The organism is Gilliamella sp. BG3, from assembly GCF_046635605.1.
Lineage (GTDB): Bacteria > Pseudomonadota > Gammaproteobacteria > Enterobacterales > Orbaceae > Gilliamella > Gilliamella bombi.
On the sequence record NZ_JBIDFE010000005.1, the window covers coordinates 1 to 19,857 of the forward strand.

Here is a 19,857-nt window from a genome sequence, read left to right on the forward strand (position 1 = left end):
GTGATTTAGCCCAGTTTATAAAGGTTTTTCCTGTAAATTCTGGTCCATTATCGACCCGTATTTTTAATGGATACCCTAGATATTCAGCCAGTTTGGTAATTCTTCCCGCTGGTAAGCTTACTGCAATATCAATCTCTAACGCCTCACGATTAAAGCCATCGATGACATTGAATGTCCTAAAGCGACGTTGATTACAGCTACTATCACTGATAAAAACCATTAATCAACATTCACCTTTTTTATTAGAAATATGATAACTTTTCTGGTGTTCGAAATAAAATACGCTTCTATGTTTTATTCTGAGGTTAAGCCTTAACTCACAATATACTCGATAAACACGTCTATTTATCCATTTATAATCAAGCTACCAATTTACAGAATCATTACAATCCGATACTGAAATATTAAAAATTTGATTAATATTTTCCATAATTCTTTATATTCAATTTGATTTTTTTGATAAAAATCGACGATATCATCTACTACATTTTTACCAAAACATAACTTATCTTTTTCTTATTCTTTAAATCAATTTTAATTGGTAGTATATTATGATCGGTTTTACAGATCGATTAAATAGCGCACGATAGCTAAAACCTATATTAATTGATGTTACTGATCGTTGAAATCTTTCAAATATTTTTAAAAAGTAATAAGTTATAGTAAATTTAAATAATGAAAGGAGTGTAAATAATGTGCAAAAATATCAAGCAAAAAATTTTAAGAATTAAAGAATTAAAATCAAAAACAGGGCTACTCACAAAAAAAGAAATATTTGAACTAAATAGCTTAATAAAAGAGCTTAAAGAATTGTTAAGGGTAAAATTACAAGAACAACAAGATATTGACTTCATTATTGATATTTATTAGTTTTTTTAGGAAACCTACTTACATCAACATCAACCAAAAACTAAAATACAATAAAACGAATAAAAAGGGGAACTAAAAACTCCCCCCTTTATTATAACTATCTTCTAAAAAGTAGAAAATTGTCTATAATAAAAGTAAAAGAGAATTTGAATATGAAAAAGGTGATAAGCACCAAATCGTACCGATATTAAAAAAGTTAAAGCACGTTTCTCAATTAAAGCGCTTTGCCTCAAATAAGATATGGGATATTCAACTTTTTATAAATGGAGGAAAAATACGATGATCTAGAAATTTCGGATATCAGATGTTTAAAAGAGTTAGAAGCGAAAAATCTCAAGCCTAAACGGATGTTTGCAAAATTACAGCTTCAAGAAGAAATCAGAACAAAAACGTGGACAAAATAGCTACAGCCTATTCAATCTATCTCAATTACCATGAGCTGTATATGTATATTGTGAGATTAATTCACTGTGCTTACTATTATCATCCTAAATAATCAAATAATCTGATGATTATATCGATATTAAGTAATTCGAAATTATATTATAACAACATCTTTATGCTTTTTATTTTCTTTTTATTCAAAGATAAACAGCCCTCTAGCCGATATTATGAAAAATATTTATTTGTATATGATTAATATATCAAAAAACAGCTTATCGTCTATCTATTTGAATAAATAATATTTTACTAGTTCCCTAAAGTTCTTCTGGTCGCCATTTCGGTTGAATCCCAATATAATTCTAGTATACTAAGCTAACAAATTTTAATATCGGTAAATTAATCTACTTTTTAATTTATATGTTCTGTTTTCTATAATAGAATAACGATAAAGTAGAAAGATATTCCCTAGTTAATAATGGACACTATTTATGTTGGACCCAAATTTACTCCGAAATGAATTGGATCTTGTCGCTAATAAATTAGCACGTCGAGGATTTAAATTAGATATTGATACGATTCGTCACTTAGAAGAAAAACGCAAAGTATTACAAGTTGAAACCGAGAACTTACAAGCCGAACGTAATGCTCGTTCAAAAGCAATTGGTGAAGCAAAAGCACGAGGCGAAGATATTACAGCTGTCCGTGAAGAAGTCAATAAACTTGGTGAAAAACTCAATAGCGCTAAAGCAGAGCTTGATATCCTACTAAGCAAAATTAAAGATATCGCTTCCACTATCCCAAATATTCCTGATGACTCTGTTCCTGATGGAAAAGATGAAAATGATAATGTTGAAATTTCACGCTTTGGCACACCAAGAAAATTTGATTTCCCAATTCAAGATCATGTTGCATTAGGAGAACGCTTTGGTGATCTTGACTTTGCAGCAGGGGTAAAACTCACAGGTGCACGTTTTGTGGTTATGAAATCACAAATCGCACGCTTACATCGTGCTATTACTCAATTCATGTTAGATTTACACACAGAACAGCATGGTTATGCCGAAATTTATGTACCGTATTTAGTCAATCAAGCAACACTTTTTGGAACAGGACAATTGCCAAAGTTTGCAGGTGACTTATTTCATACTAAACCGCTTGATGAAGAAGCTGAAAGCAGTAATTATGCATTAATTCCAACTGCCGAAGTGCCTGTAACTAATCTTGTGCGCGATGAAATCCTTGATGAAAGTGTATTACCATTAAAAATGACAGCACACACTCCTTGCTTTCGCTCTGAAGCAGGATCTTACGGTAAAGATACTCGCGGCTTAATCCGTATGCATCAATTTGATAAAGTAGAATTGGTTCAAATTGTTAAGCCTGAAGAATCGATGAAGGCATTAGAAGAGTTAACTGCTCACGCAGAAAAAGTATTGCAATTACTTGAATTACCATATCGAAAAATTGTGTTATGTACTGGAGATATGGGCTTTGGCTCTTGTAAAACCTATGACCTTGAAGTATGGGTACCAGCTCAAAATACATACCGAGAAATTTCTTCTTGCTCAAATATGTGGGATTTCCAAGCTCGCCGAATGCAAGCTCGTTATCGTAATAAAGCTGATAATAAAACATATTTAGTACATACACTAAATGGTTCTGGTCTAGCTGTTGGACGTACACTTGTTGCTATTATGGAAAACTATCAACAAGCAGATGGTTCAATTAAAGTTCCATCCGTTTTAGTGCCTTATATGAATGGTGTTGAGTTTATTAAATAACTTACATTATCTTAGAGAATAGCGCTATCTATTAGCGCTATTTTTTTATTAATAAAGGTGAAAAAAATGATAAAAGGTGTAGCGCTTTCAATACTGGCATCATGTCTATTTGGGTTACTGTATTACTACCCAGTTTTGTTACACTCCTTATCTGTTGTTGATATTTTTTGTTGGCGATTACTAACTTCATTTCCTGCAATAGTTATATTAATCATTGCTGGAAAACAGTGGTCAGTTATAACTGCACTTTTTAGACGAATAAAACAACAACCACTTTTTTTATTGGGGTTATTATTTTCTTCTGTTTTGCTCACAATACAGATGATGATTTTTATTTGGGCACCACTTAACGGACATGGGTTATCAGCATCGCTAGGTTATTTTTTATTGCCACTAGCAATGGTGATTTCTGGGCAAATTTTTTATAAAGAAAAGCTCAGCTTCTTGCAAAAAATAGCTGTTGCACTTGCAGTATTAGGCGTTGCCATTGAAATTTACATCACTGGTGCTTTCTCATGGGAAACCGCTGTTATTGCTTTGGGGTATCCAATCTACTTTATGACAAGGCGCAAATTGCGAATAGATGGCATTGTGGGCACGTTTTCTGACTTTTTCTTTATCTTCCTAGGGTGCCTTATATATTGTGCCTTAAATTATCGTTTAGACAAAATAATTAGTGATCTTTCTCATTTCCCGATTTACATACCAACCTTGGGGATCATCACGGCTATTGCTTTTGCAATCTATTTTGTTGCAAGTCGCTTACTGCCCATGGGATTATTTGGTTTATTAGGATATGTAGAGCCAGTACTACTAACAGTTATTTCTATACTGTTTTTGCATGAGAAAGTTTCATCAGAACATATTGTATCATATGGATTTATTTGGTTATCTGTCTGCATTCTAGCTTTTGAGGGTGGGATTTTTGTTATACGTGCAATAAAACGAAAAAGATTACAATAGATACAAAAGAGGCACAATTGAATGCGCCTCTTATCAAACAATCTATCAACTATTTACTAAATGTAACATAATGACCATAGCTTTCTAAAATACCTTGGATCCTATCAAGGGTTTCTCTTGGTGGAGCCTCAACGCCTTCCAACTTATATTTATCACCAATCGTATCCCATTTATAAGCACCTAGTTTATGATAAGCAAGTAATTCTACACGCTCAATATTATCCATCCCCTCAATAAATTTACCAAGCAGATGTGCTGAATTATCATCATCAGTCCACCCAGGAACAACAACATAACGTATCCAAGTTCGCTTATTAATTTTTTGCAAATATTTAGCAAACTCAAGAACTCGTTTATTTGGTACTCCAACTAATTTTTGATGAATTTCATCATTAACTTGCTTTAAATCAAGCATGACCAAATCTGTTACTTCTAAAAGTTCATCAACAACATGGTCGAGCTGCCTTGCATAACCATTAGTATCCAAACAAGTACTAATGCCTTCTTGATGACAAGCTCTAAACCATTGAGTAACAAACTCAGCTTGTAACGTAGCCTCACCGCCCGAAGCTGTCACACCACCACCATTAGGCATAATAAAACTTTTGTAAGAAACAATTTCTTTCATAAGCTCATCAACGGTGACCTCTCGGCCAGCTTTTAAATCCCATGTATCACGATTATGGCAATACAAGCAACGCATTAAGCAACCTTGAAAAAAAACAATAAAACGAATCCCTGGACCATCAACAGTACCAAAGGATTCAAAAGAGTGGATACGGCCTTTAATAGGCGAATTAGTTGTCATAATAATATTTTGTTGTTCCATAGATAATCTCGAATCATTGCTCATATGACTTTTTAATAATTTTAACTCCACTACCGTCAAACTTAAACCAATAGTATTAATCGTCACGAATTATATTTTGATTAATTATACTGGATAAATATCAACAATATTAAATTATTATCATCGTATTAATATTTAATTTAAAGATGGCAAAAATAATATTTGCACTGATAAAAAAATAGCGCCTTTAAAGACGCTATTTCGATTAAGTTAACAATTAACTAAATTACATTTTTTGTGTAAATGTACGGTTAATTACGTCATTTTGTTGTTCTTTAGTTAATGAGTTGAAACGCACCGCATATCCAGAAACACGAATAGTTAATTGTGGATATTTTTCAGGATGTTCCATCGCATCTAATAATGTATCACGATTTAATACATTAACATTTAGATGTTGACCACCTTCTACTGTAGCTTCGTGATGGAAATAACCATCCATTAAACCAGCTAAGTTGCGTTTACGCACATCATCATCTTTACCTAATGCATTTGGAACGATAGAGAAAGTATAAGAAATACCATCTTTAGCATAAGCAAATGGAAGTTTAGCAACAGATGTTAATGAAGCTACCGCACCTTTTTGGTCACGACCGTGCATTGGGTTGGCACCTGGTCCAAATGGCGCACCAGCACGACGTCCGTCTGGAGTATTACCTGTTTTCTTACCATAAACAACGTTTGATGTAATGGTTAATACAGATTGTGTAGGTGTTGCATTACGATAAGTTTTAAGTTTTTGAATTTTCTTCATAAAACGTTCAACTAAATCAACAGCGATATCATCAACTCGTGGATCGTTATTACCAAATTGTGGATATTCACCTTCAATTTCAAAGTCAGTAGCTAAACCATCTTCATCACGAATTGCTTTTACTTTTGCATACTTAATCGCAGAAAGAGAGTCAGCTGCAACTGAAAGACCAGCAATACCACATGCCATAGTACGAATAACATCACGATCATGAAGCGCCATTAATGATGCTTCATAGCTGTATTTATCGTGCATATAGTGAATAGCATTTAATGCAGTTACGTATTGTTTTGCTAACCAATCCATAAAGTGGTCTAAACGAGCAAACACTGTATCAAAATCTAAATATTCATCAGTGATTGGAGCCTCTTTAGGACCAACTTGCATTTTTAATTTTTCATCCACACCGCCGTTGATTGCGTATAGTAGAGTTTTAGCAAGGTTTGCACGCGCACCAAAGAATTGCATTTGTTTACCAACAATCATTGGGCTTACACAACATGCAATAGCATAGTCATCATTGTTAAAGTCAGGACGCATTAAATCATCATTTTCATATTGTAATGATGATGTATCGATAGATACTTTTGATGCGAACTCTTTAAATCCACTTGGTAATTTTTCAGACCAAAGGATTGTCATATTAGGTTCTGGAGATGGACCCATTGTATATAAAGTATTTAAGAAACGGAAAGAAGTCTTAGTAACTAATGTACGACCGTCAACACCCATACCAGCGATAGATTCAGTTGCCCAAATTGGATCACCAGAGAATAATTCATCATATTCTGGCGTACGTAAGAAACGAACCATACGTAACTTCATAACAAAATGGTCAACAATTTCTTGAGCATCTTTTTCTGTAATTAAACCAGCTTCAAGATCGCGTTGGAAGTAAATATCAAAGAAAGTCGAAGTACGACCTAATGACATTGCAGCACCATTTTGTGATTTAACCGCAGCTAAATAACCAAAATATGTCCATTGAACTGCTTCTTGTGCAGTTTTTGCTGGGGCAGAAATATCGAAGCCGTATTTAGCTGCCATTTCTTTAATTTGGCCAAGTGCACGATGCTGTTCAGCAATTTCTTCACGACGTTGCATAATCATTGGAAGATCAACACCGTTTTCGAAATCAGCTTGTAGTGAATTGAATTGTGCAAATTTATCTTGCATTAAGTAGTCGATACCGTAGAGCGCAACACGACGGTAGTCACCAATAATACGACCACGGCCATAAGCATCAGGAAGACCTGTAATAACACCTGATTTACGACAACGAAGAATATCTGGAGTATAAATATCGAAAACACCTTGGTTATGAGTTTTACGATATTCAGTAAAGATTTTTTTGACTAAAGGATCAAGCGTTCTGTTATAAGCTTTGCAAGAATTCTCGATCATTTTGATACCACCAAACGGAATAATTGCACGTTTTAATGGTTTTTCAGTTTGTAAGCCAACAATTTTTTCTAAATCTTTTTCAATATAACCTGCATCATGAGCAGTAATTGTCGAAATAACACTTGTATCAAAATCCACAGGGGCATGGGTAGCATTTTCAATTTTAATGCCTTCCATTACTTTATCCCATAACTTAGTTGTGGCTTCAGTTGCGCCAGCTAAGAAAGACTCATCGCCCTCATATGGCGTGTAGTTTTTTTGAATAAAATCGCGGACATTAACATTATTTTGCCAATCACCATCTTTAAATCCTTTCCAAGCTGCTGCTTGTACTTCGTTTAAATTACTCATAATTTTCACCTCAGGTTTACAAAAATAACTATTTACCCTATTAAATATGAGGGTAAATATTATAAAATCAATGTGGCTTACGTAAATATAAAGCCCAATAAGGTAGTGCTACAGCTAAACCACCTAAAATATTCCCAATTGTAACTGGAATTAAATTTTTAAATACAAAATGCGATACAGTTAACTCTTTAAATGCATCTGCCGACACACCAGCTGCTTGCCAAAACTCAGGGGACGCAAAGTTCTTAATCACAATACCCATAGGAATCATAAACATATTTGCAATACTATGCTCAAAACCACTGGCAACAAACATTGCAACAGGTAAAACCATAATTAGCATTTTATCAAGTAAACTACGACCAGCGTAACTCAACCAGGCGGCCAAACAGACCATTAGATTAGCTAAAAAGCCAAGACATACTGCCTCAATAAAGGTGTGATGTAATTTATGATCAGCGGTTTGTAAAATATTTAGTCCCCACAAACCATTGGCTACCATATACTGGCCTGAAAACCAAATAACTGTAACAAACAGTATAGCACCAATAAAGTTACCAACATAGACCAAAATCCAATTACGAATCATTTTAGTCCAGCCAATTTTATGGGTCATTTTAGGTAAAATGGTCAATACGGTTGAAGTAAATAAGTCAGAACCACAACAAACAACAAGCATAAGTCCTAAAGAGAAACAAATACCGCCGACTAATTTTGCCAAACCAAAAGCAACGGTTGCTGTTCCAGTTGTTACGGTAATATAAAATACAAAAGCGATAGAGATATAAACACCAGCAAGCATTGCGGATAAAATCGTACTACATGGGTGTTTGTTTACTTTGTAATTGCCAAGATCTTCAGCAATTTGGGTCATTTGTGCGGGAGAATATGAATCCACAAGTTTATTGGTACTCAAACTAACATCCTCAAAAAAACTAGGGTTTTATGAGACGCATAGTATACTCAAAATTTGAAGCAGATCACGTTTTTTTTATTAAAAAACTTTAAAACCACAAAAATCCCTCATTATTAAAGAGGTTACTTATAGTAAAAATAGTGAATTAAAATTTTTAGGAAGATTTATACCTAGTGGGGAGCTAATCTTATTTAGAATCAACCTATCGGACGTGATTAAAATTAGCCATATTAACTTTGCCGTGCTATAAGCGTATTTTTTGCTCTAAAATCAGTCAGGTAGGCTATTGATTTTATTTAATTTTTTATTTTAAATGAAATCAAACACTTATAGAATAGTTTTTTTTATTACACTGGATTCTGCTTTTTAAGAAAAGCGCTTTTGTTATTTAATAATAGCTATTTAATAATAACTTGTTAATAACAGCTAGTTAATAACAAAAGCGCAAGATTTTAATTTGTATCGATCAGAGCACTATTTTGGCTTTCAGTCATTAAAGCGCAAAGCTCGCAGGCTTTTCCTGCTCAATACCTAACGCCTCAGAGGCTTGGTTATTTGTTATATTATCCTTTATTTGCACCATAAACTATTCCTGAGCCTAAGGATTAAAAAATAAACACTAAAATCTAAGGTGTGGTGCAAACAGCATAATACCCGAAGGTAGCACCCATGTGATTGCTATTGATGTAGCCAGTGTCCGAGTAGACATAGAACTGACGGTTAGGTATGGCGTTGATCGTCCAATAACCATAGTGGGAGTGAGTACTGTAAGCGAAATCCGCATTAGCGTAATGGGACATGTAGCCCCACTCCGTGAAAAATCCAGCTCCAATTCGACGCTGGTAATAATTTTCAGATGACGACGGCGTGGCACTAGAAATAGGAAAACTAGCTGTTCTGACTGCATTGGTTAAATCTCTTACCTGCGTAAGACGATACCCCAAACGACTACACCATGTTGTTTGAGCTGGGGCTGTATCATATTTACCTCCTCGGTTAACAAACCACTGCTTTAACTTAAATCCATATTTTACTACCTCATCACCAGTATTAATATCTCTACCCACTAACTCAAACGTCTGTGGTAACTGTGGCTTAGCAATTGGGTTAGGATGAGGATTGTACCATTGATTTCTTGCCTCTGGACCTGTTAGCTTAACACGAGCGACAACTTGTCCCTTATCTTCATCAGGGATCCACTTATCATTAGCTACAACATTTGTCACTGTCGCAGTGATGCCCCCCAAAGTAATGGGTTCCCATGTCAATTCCTTTATATCTACTCCACTTATGAGTAAATCAAAATATAAATTATGCCCACCCGTGGTCGGAAAATTAAGACTGTATGATTCAGGATGAATTGATTCAAAATCAATTGATTGTACTAAAAAGCCCTTATCGGGATTCCATATGTCAGCTGGACCCGCTCTTTCTTCATCACCCAAAAGTAGATTTGGCCTTACATAATTGATAACTGGCGACGGTAGCATTATTGCATCACTACGATTACCTGTTCGAGATTTTTTGCCATTCGCCTGTAAATTCCATGAAGATAACAATAATAACAGCCCCAACACCAATAAGCTTTTTTGAGACAATTTTGATAATACGTTGAGAGATAATTTGGAAGGTATAAATAAGTTTTGTGTAAAAGCTCTTCGAATAAGATTATTTAATAAATTTAAGACATAGGTTTGCCAGTGCTGGTGTCTGGTGTCTGGTGTCTAAAATGATAATGCATTATGGTTTACCTGTCAAGTAATTATTTGTTTTATTTTAATTTTTATTGTTTTCCGATTATTTAAAAAGCTTGCTTTCCTATAGCGGTTAAAGTATAACCATTTAAAAAATTGTTGGCTAGTTTTTTGGCGGATTTTTTTGTAAAGAAATGTAAAGATGAAAATCATTCACTTTATAGATAAGTAAATTTTTAATTAAAATAATTCTTTAAAAACTGTTAGAGTGTTTTACCCACAATCGCTTAGACTTTTGTTTATTACCTTTTGTTAGTTAGCTATTGTTTGTTAGCTTCTGAATCGCTAGATGTTGACTGATTATGTTGTGTTATCTTTAAACAACCATTAAATCCATTTTGCTTTATCATTCGTTTATGAGCTGGTAAATGATATATTTCCTCATCATTACTTATGAATGATGAGGAAATATTTATTTTTTTATAACTTATTTATTATCTAAGATTCTATTGACTTTTATTAGATAATTACGTGACTCTTGCGAAACGTGAGAAGTGACAAGTTTTCGATAAACCTGTTGTGGTGTCATTGAGTTTATGATGTTGATAGCTTCATTGCGATCGTTAGAAAACGTACGCAACACACTTCCTACTCCTCCATTATAAGATGTGATCACGGCGTATCTTAACGAAATTGGGTTATTAATGCCTGCTAAGTATTTCGTTTTTAATAAAGATAAATAAGCTGTACCTATATCAACATTATTACGCGGATCGAGTAAGAATTTTCGACTTGGTTCACCCGATTTGCCTTGTAATTTGAAAATATCACGCCCAGCGGTGTGTTGTTGTACTTGCATTAGTCCAAGCGCATCAGTACGGCTGACAGCATATGGGTTAAATGCAGATTCAACTTCCATAATGGCTAAGATCAAGCGTTCATCAATAAAATAACGATTAGAAGCTTCAGCTACTATTGGTAAGAATTTTCTGGCACGTTGATTTATGTGGTTAGGAACAAGTTTAATTTCAACATAAGTAATTTTATAAGAACCAGACCAGCGAGTTTTTATATTATTGCTAAGCAGATAATCAGCAAAACTATTGGCTCTGCCACTCCAACGAATCGGTTGATGCTCTTGATCTAATACCTGATTGTATAGAAATGGTTCTTGAGATAAGTCTTGACTGATTTTGTCATGTCGTATAATGTCAACTGGCTCTGACATAAGTAATGTCGAAACTATCGCTTCTTTTAGGTTTTCTATTGGTGATTCTGCCATCGTTTCAATAGTAATCACACCAGAAACAAAGTTAATATGGACACGCGTTTTTAAATTATCTTCATATTGAACATAATCTTTAGGCCCTGCAATAAGGACTTCTTTCGGACCCCAAATTTCTTCAATGTTATTAGCATATTGACTAATTAAGATATTAAAAGCATTAGTATCTTTAACATAATTGTTTTCATTTTTTTTTGAATTCGTACTAGGACAACCTGTTAGAAGAGTTACAGAAATAATTAACGCGATGATTTTTTTATTTTTTTTCATTTTACATCTCAATTTTGCGGTTTATATCCATCAATAACAACTTCTTCGCCTTCAAATAGAAATTTGATCATTTCAGCTTCAATTTTTTTTCGGTGTTCTAGATTCATCATATTGAGTTTATGTTCGTTAATGAGCATTGTTTGTTTTTTGAGCCATTCTTGCCATGCCTGTTTGGATATTTCGTTAAAAATACGTTTTCCAATCTCCCCTGGATAAAGTTGAAAATCTAATCCCTCTGCTTCTTTTTTTAAATAATGGCAATAAACGACACGGCTCATTTTTATCTCTTTTAAGTACACTTAACGAATAGTGGCTAATTATACCTGAAAATAATTATAGATAAGAAGAAAATTATTATATTAATTTTAAATTGAATTCACCTTTAATGAGTGAATATTAATTTAAAATATTTGAATAATTATTTACTTTACACCGCAATTAGTTTGATTAAAATGATAGGAACTAGTTAATAAAATAAATAAGGATTAAACAATGCAGCCAAAAATCACACGTGAACTTTTTGATAAAGTTATTTTACCTATTTATGCACCAGCAAAATTTATCCCCGTAAAGGGTAAAGGGAGTCGTGTTTGGGATCAAAATGGTGAAGAATATATTGATTTTGCAGGTGGCATCGCTGTAAATGCGCTTGGGCATTGTCATCCAAGATTAGTTAAAGCATTACATGAACAAAGTGAAAAGTTATGGCATGTAAGTAATGTTTTTACTAATGAGCCGGCTTTAAATCTTGCTCAAAAACTTATCGATAATACGTTTGCTGAACGTGTTTTTTTTGCAAATTCTGGTGCCGAAGCTAATGAAGCTGCGTTTAAATTAGCTCGTCATTACGCAATACATAAATACAATCCTTATAAGACTAAAATTATTGCTTTTTATCAATCTTTTCATGGGCGTACATTTTTTACCGTCTCTGTTGGTGGTCAGGCTAAGTATTCGGATGGTTTTGGTCCAAAACCAGCTGATATTATTCATGTTCCTTTTAATGATCTTGATGCAGTTAAAGCCGTAATGGATGATCATACTTGTGCGGTTGTACTAGAGCCTGTGCAAGGTGAAGGTGGATTAACTTCAGCCACACCCGAATTTTTACAAGGTTTGCGTGAGCTATGTGATGAATATAAAGCGTTACTGGTGTTCGATGAAGTGCAATGTGGAATGGGTCGAACAGGCAGTTTATTTACTTATCAACAATATGATGTAAAGCCAGATATTTTAACCTCAGCTAAAGCACTGGGCGGTGGATTTCCTATTAGTGCTATGTTAACAACAGACGAAATTGCTTCAGTTATGCATCCCGGTGTACATGGTACAACTTATGGTGGTAACCCTTTAGCTTGTGCTGTGGGTTGCGAGGCTTTTGATATTATTAATTCTCCTGAAATACTTGAAGGTGTGCAAAAACGACGTGCTGTATTTATTGAGCAATTAGAAAAAATTAATGATAAATTTAAATTATTCCGAGAGTATCGTGGGAAAGGGTTGTTGTTAGGTGCAGAGTTACAACCAAAATTTCACAATAAAGCTCGTGATTTTTTGAACGTAGCAACTGAATTTAAAGTAATGATTTTAAATGCTGGATCTAATGTTTTGCGCTTTACCCCATCACTAATTATTTCTGAAGATGAAATTAAAGAAGGTATGACTCGATTTGCGAAAGCTGTGGAAAAAGTTGTCAATTCTTAAGTTTTTCTATACAGTAACGGCATTTTAGTCAATTAAATGCCGTTGCATTTAAAGGATACTTATTTATGACCAATATTCACCCATTAAATTATGCTAAAACTCATTTTATTTTGAGTGCACCTGATATTTCTCATCTACCTGTTGATAGTGGTGTTGAAATTGCTTTTGCTGGTCGTTCTAACGCTGGTAAATCAAGCGCACTTAATACATTAACCAATCAAAAAGGGCTTGCTAGAACGAGTAAAACGCCAGGTCGAACCCAACTTATTAATCTTTTCGAAGTTGAAGAAAATTGCCGTTTAGTAGATTTACCCGGTTATGGCTATGCTCAAGTGCCAGAGGCGATAAAGCGTAAATGGCAAAAAGCATTAGGCGAATATCTGCAAAAACGTGAAAGTTTAAAAGGTTTGGTTGTATTGATGGATATTAGACATCCGTTAAAAGATTTAGATCAACAGATGATTGAGTGGGCGGTTTCTGTTGATATCCCTATTATGTTACTGCTTACTAAAGCTGATAAATTAGCTTCTGGCGCTCAAAAAAAACAAGTTAATATGGTGAAAGAAGCCATTTTACCTTTTCAAGGAGATATTACTGTTGCTCCTTTTTCATCACCTAAGCGTATTGGACTTGAAGCTCTAAAACAAAAATTAGATGAATGGTTTAGTTTGCAATAAAGGATCATTCAATGAATAGTTCAACATTTTCGTTTCAATCTTTATCACCAGATTTAATTATTGATAGCCTATCTTCAATAGGATTGAGTATAGATTCTGGTTTGACTGTGTTAAATAGTTATGAAAATCGTGTTTATCAATTTCAAGATGAAGATCATAAACGTTATGTGGTTAAGTTTTATCGACCAAATCGTTGGGATCGTCAGCAAATTCTTGAAGAACATCAGTTTACTAAGCAATTAGCTGATGCTGAGGTTCCCGTTATTACGCCATTAACATTTAATAATACGACACTACACGAATATCAAGGTTATCTGTTTACGTTGTTTGCTAGTGTTGTAGGACGACAATATGAGATGGATAATATCGAGCAAATGGAATCTGTGGGTATGTTGCTTGGTCGTATCCATCAAATTGGTGCTAAGCAGACATTTTTACATCGTCCAACTATTGGATTAGAAGAGTATCTTTATCGGCCACAAGATATCTTGCTATCTAGCGCTTATATTTCTAAGAAAGTTCAAACTGACCTTAAAGATATTTTAGCCCAGTTAATAAAAACTGTTGAACAGCATTGGCATAACGATTGGCAGCCTATTCGATTACATGCCGATTGCCATGCGGGTAATATCTTATGGCGCGATAATGCAATGTTTGTTGATTTTGATGATTCTCGTAATGGCCCTGCAATTCAAGATCTGTGGATGTTACTGCATGGTGATCGTCAACAGCAACGTTTACAGTTGGATTTATTGATTGAAATGTATCAGGAGTTTTGTGAGTTTGATCATCATCAATTAAAGCTTATCGAACCTTTAAGAGCGATGAGAATGGTTCATCATTTAGCATGGATTTTAGAGCGTTGGCAAGATCCTGCTTTTCCTATCGCCTTTCCATGGATTACTGATGAGGATTTTTGGCGTCAACAATTAGCTGAGTTTAATAAGCAAATTGATGCAATTAAAGCTCCTGCAATACAGTTAATGCCAATGATGTGAATATAAAGCGTATTAATTGAGTAGTTTTAATAATTCGTTTAAATTAGGTTGGTTTGTGACTAACTTCTCTTTTTTTTGTTTAGAAAGCTGTTTTATTCGGTACTCAAGCCTAAGTGCCATCGATCTGTCACCGATGTAGATTTGGTACACGATAGTCAAATCTTTTTGCCCCTTTAGATGCTTTGCACCTTTGTTGGTTTGATGTTGGTGAAGCCTTCTTTCCACATTTGTTGTAATACCAGTATAGAGTGATTTTTTTGCTGTTCTAATAATATATAAAAACCATTCGGATGCGCTATTAGACATAACTAACCAATAATATAAATTCAATTATTTAACCATAATATCATTTTAATGGCATAGCAAATATTCATCACTTTTTAATTAATACTATTCATACTACTAGTTAAACGTTACTGTTTCATTTACTTTAACGCAGATAATGTTTAAGATAAGTCAATTTTTTTGATGTATTCTGGGATAATAAAATTTGAATAACTTTGCAAAAATTATTGAAGTTCAACGTGGCGATATGAAGTTCGCCTATGTGCAAAATGACGAAATCAATTATTTAGAACTTTTTGACCAATTTTTGGCAGAAGAAGGACATCATGAATTACTCGATCCTAGCGATAAATTAGAGCGATATACTTATTTAATCGATCATGATGAATCAAAATTTATTTTTAAAATTGATGGCGGTGTTGAGCACCGTTTAGAGCGTCGTTTAATCGCCAAAATTACAGGCGACTTTTATTTCAATTTAATTCGTAAACTCGCCAAAATATCACTTGATAATGCCGATATTGCTTATGAACTGTATTTGGTTGCTTTCGATCAAAAAACTAAACGCCATTATATGATTTTTAACTTTATCGAAGGGCGCTCTTTAAAGTGGGAAGAAATGAAAGAGTATGGCGAGCAAGTTAAAAACTGTATTGAAAAACTGCACAGTTATAATTTAGTATCTAATGATATTCATGGCGGAAATTTTATCTTAACGCCTGAAGGAAAAATCAAGGCCATCGATTTAACGAACTCAGGATTTATTTGGCTAACTAAAGCCAATGACGCAATCGAGTTGAAAGAACGCTTTGATATCAAAATCAAGGTTCCTTTTTTTGCAATGGCAATTAAAAAGTTTACTCATGGGTTTAAACGATTGTCTCGGAAGATCCGAGGGAAAGAAGATTAATTATTCTACCATTGTGAGAGTTTGTTGATCCTGTAAAGATTCGAGTGATTATTATTCAGTATAATCGTAATTTTTTAATTAGTGATATCGTGAATTAGTTTCGTTATCACGTATATCACTAAAAAATATCTCGATTAGTTAGAGGAAATTGACGAGCTTAAAAGCCATTTAACTTGTATCTGACATAAAATACATTTATTATAACTAGAGTAAAAACCTTTTTATTATCACAGAATTTAATATTCTGAAAAAGTATGTATTTTTTATTAATAATCTATAATAGAAATAAAAAATGTTTAAGTGGGTAGCTACCTTTTAGGCCATGCCTACTTTAGTATGCCCACCACCATTGGTATGGTAATTTTGACTTTTTTCTTTATGTCTATGATCCATTTCGGCGCACTTGATTTATAACGATGAATAAGGAAATATCATGAAAACACTAGATCCCAGCATTTACCCTTGGATTGACGCAGCAAAACAGGCGGTTAAACGAGAAAAAATCAAGTTTTGCCACTACTTCAGCTCAATTAAAGAAACAGGCGACCAAGCCGCTTATGATGCCGCTTATCCTCTCTATATAAAGGCTCTACAAGATTTATATGAAGTTGGAATTATCCCCCCAAGTACAGCAGATATAGACGAACTCAAAGCCATTGCGGCTGGTAATTTTCACCCGAAATTTAATGAAGTATTTCCTGATGTAGTATTTTCAGAAGATGATTGACTATTTATTTTATGGCTAATAAATTTATTCTTCCCAAAGATAAGCATGACAGAATTTTCGAGAATGCAATCAAAAATGAATATCTGAGATTTGTTAAACCTTCAAATAACCCTGAAGTAATTTTACTCGGCAGGCAGGTCGGCTCAGGCAAATCAACAGTAAGAAATGAATACGCCAAAAACAATTTCTTGGTTATTGATACCGATGCTTATAAATAAACTAATTTTACATGGTTATTTCATCTAGTGATAAACTAAAGCTTGGAACAAAAACGTCTAAGAAGTAATTCATTTCAGGGCTGTTACGTTCAGATAAAGTCTTTTTTAAACGTTGTTCTGCTAATTTAAACTCATTATTGCCCGCACTGAGCTCTTCAATCGTTTTAAGGTAAGCGCATAATGCATCAGCTTGTTTTACAATACTTTTCTCGGTTTCGTCATAAAAATCATCATCAATTAATTTTCTAAAATCATCTTGTAATTCTTTAGGAAGCATATTGATAAGTTTATGCTGTGCTATTTTTTCAATCTTTTTATATTCAACCGTTATTTGTGGATTGTAATACTTTGTTGGTGTTGGTAGATCGCCTGTTATTACTTCTGAAACGTCGTGGTACATTGCCAGCAATGCAATTCTTTCTGGATTAACATTTCCATTAAATTTCTTGTTTTTAATTATTGCTAAGGCATGTGCAACAAAAGCAACCTGTAAACTATGCTCTGATACATTTTCAGTTCTTACATTACGCATTAAAGGCCAACGATTAATTAGTTTTAATCGGGATAAATGAGCAAAAAAATGACTGTTATTCATATTACTATCTCTTTAATATAAAATAAAAACGCTCCTATTAAAAACAGGAGCGTCTATAATATAAAATGTTACTTATTATTTTACGCGAGAATAAGCTGTTGGGTACCCAATGCAAGTGGTACAGTTTGCTCTTCTGTAAATGTGATATATTCCCATGCATTTTGTTTTGCTAGCAATGCTTGCAATAATTGATTATTCAATGCATGACCTGATTTATAACAAACAACTTCACCAATCATATTGTGACCGCTCATATATAAATCACCGATAGTATCAAGCATTTTGTGACGCACAAACTCATCTTCAAAACGCAAACCATCTTCATTTAGCACTTTATAATCATCAACAACAATTGCACAATCTAAACTACCACCTAGGCATAAACCTTTAGATTGTAATGCTTCAATATCACGCATAAAACCAAATGTTCTAGCACGGCTGATTTGACGAATAAACGATTCAGACGAAAAATCTAGTTGATAACGTTGTGAACTATTGTCGATAGCCGGATGTTGAAAATCAATAGTGAAATCCAGTTTAAAGCCACTATAAGGCCTTACTTCAGCCCATTTATCACCATTTTCAACTCGAACTGTTTCTTTTACACACAAAAACTTTTTAAGTGCGTTTTGTTCAGCAATACCAGCATCAAGCAATAAATAAACAAATGGACTTGCACTACCATCCATAATTGGTATTTCAGGGGCATTAACTTCAATAATAATATTATCAATGCCTAGCCCTGCTAATGCAGCATTAATATGCTCAACAGTAGAAATACGAACATTATCTTCATTTATCAAACAAGTACAAAGCATTGTATCACGCACAGATTTTGCATCCACAGGGAAATCTACATATGGATTTAAATCAGTACGACGGTAAATTATACCTGTATTTTCAGGCGCAGGACGTAATGTCAAGGTAACTTTTTTGCCAGTATGTAAACCAACACCAGTTGCTTGAATAGTCTTTTTTAATGTTCTTTGTTTCACTTTGCACCTACTTTTTTATTTGTTCTTACCGATTTTGACAATAAAAAATCAAATAAGTTCAACTTTACTTTAATTTGCTTGCTTCCGTATGAAAGCAGGAATATCTAAAATCTCACGATTATCAAGAGGAGAAGCTATTGGCTCATTAACAACCTTAGCTAATTTATCTTCTTGTTGTCCTAAAGGACTACTTCGGCTAAATAGCTCATTGTGTGAAACTGGTTTAGGCATTTTAACTTCTGGACGTTTATCCATACCAATACCAGTTGCAACCACTGTTACTCGAATTTCATCAGATATATCTGGATCAAAAGTTGAACCAACAACAACCGTAGCATTATCAGAAGCAAATGCTTTAACTGTGTTACCGACTGTTTCAAATTCTTCTAAACCAATATCAAATCCAGATGTTACGTTAACTAATACGCCTCGAGCTCCAGATAAATCAATATCTTCAAGTAATGGGCTAGAAATTGCCATCTCTGCGGCTTCTTCAGCTCGATTATCACCACTAGCTCGACCAGACCCCATCATAGCATATCCCATTTCAGACATCACTGTTCTAACATCAGCAAAATCGACATTGATAAGACCAGGTTTAGTAATCAGCTCAGCGATCCCTTGTACTGCACCCTTTAAAACACCATTAGCTGCAGCAAAAGCATCAAGTAATTTAACACCACGACCTAATACTTTTAATAATTTATCATTCGGAATAGTAATTAGTGAATCAACATGTTTTGCCAACTCAGAAATACCTTGCTCAGCAAAAGCCATACGCTTTTTACCTTCAAAACCAAAAGGTTTAGTAACAACTGCAACTGTTAGAATTCCTAATTCTTTTGCTATTTCTGCAACAACAGGAGCTGCACCCGTTCCAGTGCCACCACCCATTCCTGCTGCGATAAAAACCATGTCAGCTCCTTCGATAGCACTACGAATGACATCTCGATCTTCCTCAGCTGAATTTCTACCGACTTCTGGATTAGCACCTGCACCAAGCCCTTTAGTAACATTAGTCCCGATTTGGATAGTTTGACCTACCTTAATTCTTTTTAAGGCTTGCGCATCTGTATTTGCTGCAAAAAATTCAACGCCTTCAATATGTTCAGCAATCATATGCTCGACAGCATTACCGCCGCCACCACCTACACCAATAACTTTAATGACTGCTGCTGGTTCATCATCTGCAACCATAGGTTCAAACATAACTTATCTCCAAATTT

The 19,857-nt window shown here is 34.2% G+C and carries 19 protein-coding genes and 1 pseudogene; 9 read left to right on the forward strand and 11 right to left on the reverse strand.

Annotated elements, in window-relative coordinates; all coding sequences use genetic code 11:
- Positions 1 to 220, reverse strand: a pseudogene (locus tag ACGH6S_RS03395) (IS3 family transposase); the annotation flags it as partial.
- Between the two features lie 473 nt (positions 221 to 693).
- On the opposite strand from ACGH6S_RS03395, the gene ACGH6S_RS03400 reads away from it, so the two are divergent.
- From ACGH6S_RS03400 to rarD, 3 genes are all read left to right on the forward strand, one after another.
- Positions 694 to 870 carry a hypothetical protein gene (locus ACGH6S_RS03400; protein ID WP_155266131.1) on the forward strand — a complete coding sequence of 59 codons (177 nt, stop codon included), beginning with the start codon at positions 694 to 696 and terminating at the stop codon, positions 868 to 870.
- An 872-nt stretch (positions 871 to 1,742) separates the two neighbouring features.
- Complete coding sequence (serS, locus tag ACGH6S_RS03405) at positions 1,743 to 3,035, forward strand: serine--tRNA ligase (protein ID WP_085164904.1); 1,293 nt, start codon at positions 1,743 to 1,745, stop codon at positions 3,033 to 3,035.
- Between the two features lie 66 nt (positions 3,036 to 3,101).
- The gene (rarD, locus tag ACGH6S_RS03410; RefSeq protein WP_065589601.1) at positions 3,102 to 3,998 is read left to right on the forward strand and encodes an EamA family transporter RarD; all 897 of its coding nucleotides are present in this window, start codon (positions 3,102 to 3,104) and stop codon (positions 3,996 to 3,998) included.
- A 49-nt stretch (positions 3,999 to 4,047) separates the two neighbouring features.
- Here the strand turns inward: rarD and pflA are convergent, their stop codons facing one another.
- The 6 genes from pflA to ACGH6S_RS03440 all read right to left on the reverse strand — a co-directional run bounded on the left by pflA (position 4,048) and on the right by ACGH6S_RS03440 (position 11,800).
- The gene (gene pflA, locus ACGH6S_RS03415; RefSeq protein ID WP_218055817.1) at positions 4,048 to 4,827 is read right to left on the reverse strand and encodes a pyruvate formate lyase 1-activating protein; all 780 of its coding nucleotides are present in this window, start codon (positions 4,825 to 4,827) and stop codon (positions 4,048 to 4,050) included.
- Positions 4,828 to 5,074: 247 nt separating this feature from the next.
- A complete protein-coding gene (gene pflB, locus ACGH6S_RS03420) occupies positions 5,075 to 7,357 on the reverse strand; it encodes a formate C-acetyltransferase (protein WP_085164906.1) in 2,283 nt (760 codons plus the stop codon).
- A gap of 67 nt (positions 7,358 to 7,424) precedes the next feature.
- The gene (gene focA, locus ACGH6S_RS03425) at positions 7,425 to 8,273 is read right to left on the reverse strand and encodes a formate transporter FocA (RefSeq protein WP_081298300.1); all 849 of its coding nucleotides are present in this window, start codon (positions 8,271 to 8,273) and stop codon (positions 7,425 to 7,427) included.
- Between the two features lie 626 nt (positions 8,274 to 8,899).
- Positions 8,900 to 9,832, reverse strand: a complete 933-nt coding sequence (locus ACGH6S_RS03430) for a hypothetical protein (RefSeq protein ID WP_085164908.1) — start codon at positions 9,830 to 9,832, stop codon at positions 8,900 to 8,902.
- A 622-nt stretch (positions 9,833 to 10,454) separates the two neighbouring features.
- Positions 10,455 to 11,522, reverse strand: coding sequence for a membrane-bound lytic murein transglycosylase MltC (gene mltC / locus ACGH6S_RS03435; protein WP_034914627.1), 1,068 nt, complete (start codon positions 11,520 to 11,522; stop codon positions 10,455 to 10,457).
- Between the two features lie 8 nt (positions 11,523 to 11,530).
- Complete coding sequence (locus ACGH6S_RS03440; RefSeq protein WP_034914624.1) at positions 11,531 to 11,800, reverse strand: oxidative damage protection protein; 270 nt, start codon at positions 11,798 to 11,800, stop codon at positions 11,531 to 11,533.
- A 214-nt stretch (positions 11,801 to 12,014) separates the two neighbouring features.
- Here ACGH6S_RS03440 and ACGH6S_RS03445 point away from each other — a divergent pair, with 214 nt between their 5' ends.
- From ACGH6S_RS03445 to ACGH6S_RS03455, 3 genes are all read left to right on the forward strand, one after another.
- Positions 12,015 to 13,226 carry an aspartate aminotransferase family protein gene (locus tag ACGH6S_RS03445; RefSeq protein ID WP_174798728.1) on the forward strand — a complete coding sequence of 404 codons (1,212 nt, stop codon included), beginning with the start codon at positions 12,015 to 12,017 and terminating at the stop codon, positions 13,224 to 13,226.
- Positions 13,227 to 13,291: 65 nt separating this feature from the next.
- Positions 13,292 to 13,903 carry a ribosome biogenesis GTP-binding protein YihA/YsxC gene (gene yihA, locus ACGH6S_RS03450; protein ID WP_065590380.1) on the forward strand — a complete coding sequence of 204 codons (612 nt, stop codon included), beginning with the start codon at positions 13,292 to 13,294 and terminating at the stop codon, positions 13,901 to 13,903.
- A gap of 11 nt (positions 13,904 to 13,914) precedes the next feature.
- Complete coding sequence (locus ACGH6S_RS03455; protein ID WP_174798729.1) at positions 13,915 to 14,901, forward strand: serine/threonine protein kinase; 987 nt, start codon at positions 13,915 to 13,917, stop codon at positions 14,899 to 14,901.
- 12 nt (positions 14,902 to 14,913) lie between these two features.
- On the opposite strand, the gene ACGH6S_RS03460 is transcribed toward ACGH6S_RS03455, so the two are convergent.
- A complete protein-coding gene (locus tag ACGH6S_RS03460) occupies positions 14,914 to 15,207 on the reverse strand; it encodes a GIY-YIG nuclease family protein (protein ID WP_065574493.1) in 294 nt (97 codons plus the stop codon).
- Between the two features lie 184 nt (positions 15,208 to 15,391).
- Here ACGH6S_RS03460 and ACGH6S_RS03465 point away from each other — a divergent pair, with 184 nt between their 5' ends.
- From ACGH6S_RS03465 to ACGH6S_RS03475, 3 genes are all read left to right on the forward strand, one after another.
- Positions 15,392 to 16,096, forward strand: a complete 705-nt coding sequence (locus ACGH6S_RS03465; RefSeq protein ID WP_085164915.1) for a lipopolysaccharide core heptose(II) kinase RfaY — start codon at positions 15,392 to 15,394, stop codon at positions 16,094 to 16,096.
- A gap of 433 nt (positions 16,097 to 16,529) precedes the next feature.
- Entirely contained in the window at positions 16,530 to 16,823 is a 294-nt protein-coding gene (locus tag ACGH6S_RS03470; protein WP_085164917.1) for a hypothetical protein, read from the forward strand.
- Positions 16,820 to 17,041: a zeta toxin family protein gene (locus tag ACGH6S_RS03475; RefSeq protein WP_174798730.1), complete on the forward strand. Its 222-nt coding sequence runs from the start codon at positions 16,820 to 16,822 to the stop codon at positions 17,039 to 17,041. Before ACGH6S_RS03470 ends, ACGH6S_RS03475 begins: the two co-directional genes overlap by 4 nt.
- Before the next feature lie 7 nt (positions 17,042 to 17,048).
- On the opposite strand, the gene yfbR is transcribed toward ACGH6S_RS03475, so the two are convergent.
- The 3 genes from yfbR to ftsZ all read right to left on the reverse strand — a co-directional run bounded on the left by yfbR (position 17,049) and on the right by ftsZ (position 19,840).
- Entirely contained in the window at positions 17,049 to 17,636 is a 588-nt protein-coding gene (yfbR, locus tag ACGH6S_RS03480) for a 5'-deoxynucleotidase (RefSeq protein ID WP_174798731.1), read from the reverse strand.
- An 80-nt stretch (positions 17,637 to 17,716) separates the two neighbouring features.
- On the reverse strand, positions 17,717 to 18,631 hold the full coding sequence (gene lpxC / locus ACGH6S_RS03485) for a UDP-3-O-acyl-N-acetylglucosamine deacetylase (protein WP_174798732.1): 915 nt from the start codon (positions 18,629 to 18,631) through the stop codon (positions 17,717 to 17,719).
- Between the two features lie 69 nt (positions 18,632 to 18,700).
- Positions 18,701 to 19,840, reverse strand: coding sequence for a cell division protein FtsZ (ftsZ, locus tag ACGH6S_RS03490; RefSeq protein WP_174798733.1), 1,140 nt, complete (start codon positions 19,838 to 19,840; stop codon positions 18,701 to 18,703).
- Positions 19,841 to 19,857 lie beyond the last annotated feature (17 nt).

Coding starts and splice junctions, on each gene's coding strand:
- ACGH6S_RS03400 (WP_155266131.1), top strand. CDS start 694: ATGTGCAAAAATATCAAGCAAAAAATTTTAAGAATTAAAGAATTAAAA.
- serS (WP_085164904.1), top strand. CDS start 1,743: ATGTTGGACCCAAATTTACTCCGAAATGAATTGGATCTTGTCGCTAAT.
- rarD (WP_065589601.1), top strand. CDS start 3,102: ATGATAAAAGGTGTAGCGCTTTCAATACTGGCATCATGTCTATTTGGG.
- pflA (WP_218055817.1), bottom strand. CDS start 4,827: ATGGAACAACAAAATATTATTATGACAACTAATTCGCCTATTAAAGGC.
- pflB (WP_085164906.1), bottom strand. CDS start 7,357: ATGAGTAATTTAAACGAAGTACAAGCAGCAGCTTGGAAAGGATTTAAA.
- mltC (WP_034914627.1), bottom strand. CDS start 11,522: ATGAAAAAAAATAAAAAAATCATCGCGTTAATTATTTCTGTAACTCTT.
- ACGH6S_RS03440 (WP_034914624.1), bottom strand. CDS start 11,800: ATGAGCCGTGTCGTTTATTGCCATTATTTAAAAAAAGAAGCAGAGGGA.
- ACGH6S_RS03445 (WP_174798728.1), top strand. CDS start 12,015: ATGCAGCCAAAAATCACACGTGAACTTTTTGATAAAGTTATTTTACCT.
- yihA (WP_065590380.1), top strand. CDS start 13,292: ATGACCAATATTCACCCATTAAATTATGCTAAAACTCATTTTATTTTG.
- ACGH6S_RS03455 (WP_174798729.1), top strand. CDS start 13,915: ATGAATAGTTCAACATTTTCGTTTCAATCTTTATCACCAGATTTAATT.
- ACGH6S_RS03460 (WP_065574493.1), bottom strand. CDS start 15,207: ATGTCTAATAGCGCATCCGAATGGTTTTTATATATTATTAGAACAGCA.
- ACGH6S_RS03470 (WP_085164917.1), top strand. CDS start 16,530: ATGAAAACACTAGATCCCAGCATTTACCCTTGGATTGACGCAGCAAAA.
- yfbR (WP_174798731.1), bottom strand. CDS start 17,636: ATGAATAACAGTCATTTTTTTGCTCATTTATCCCGATTAAAACTAATT.
- ftsZ (WP_174798733.1), bottom strand. CDS start 19,840: ATGTTTGAACCTATGGTTGCAGATGATGAACCAGCAGCAGTCATTAAA.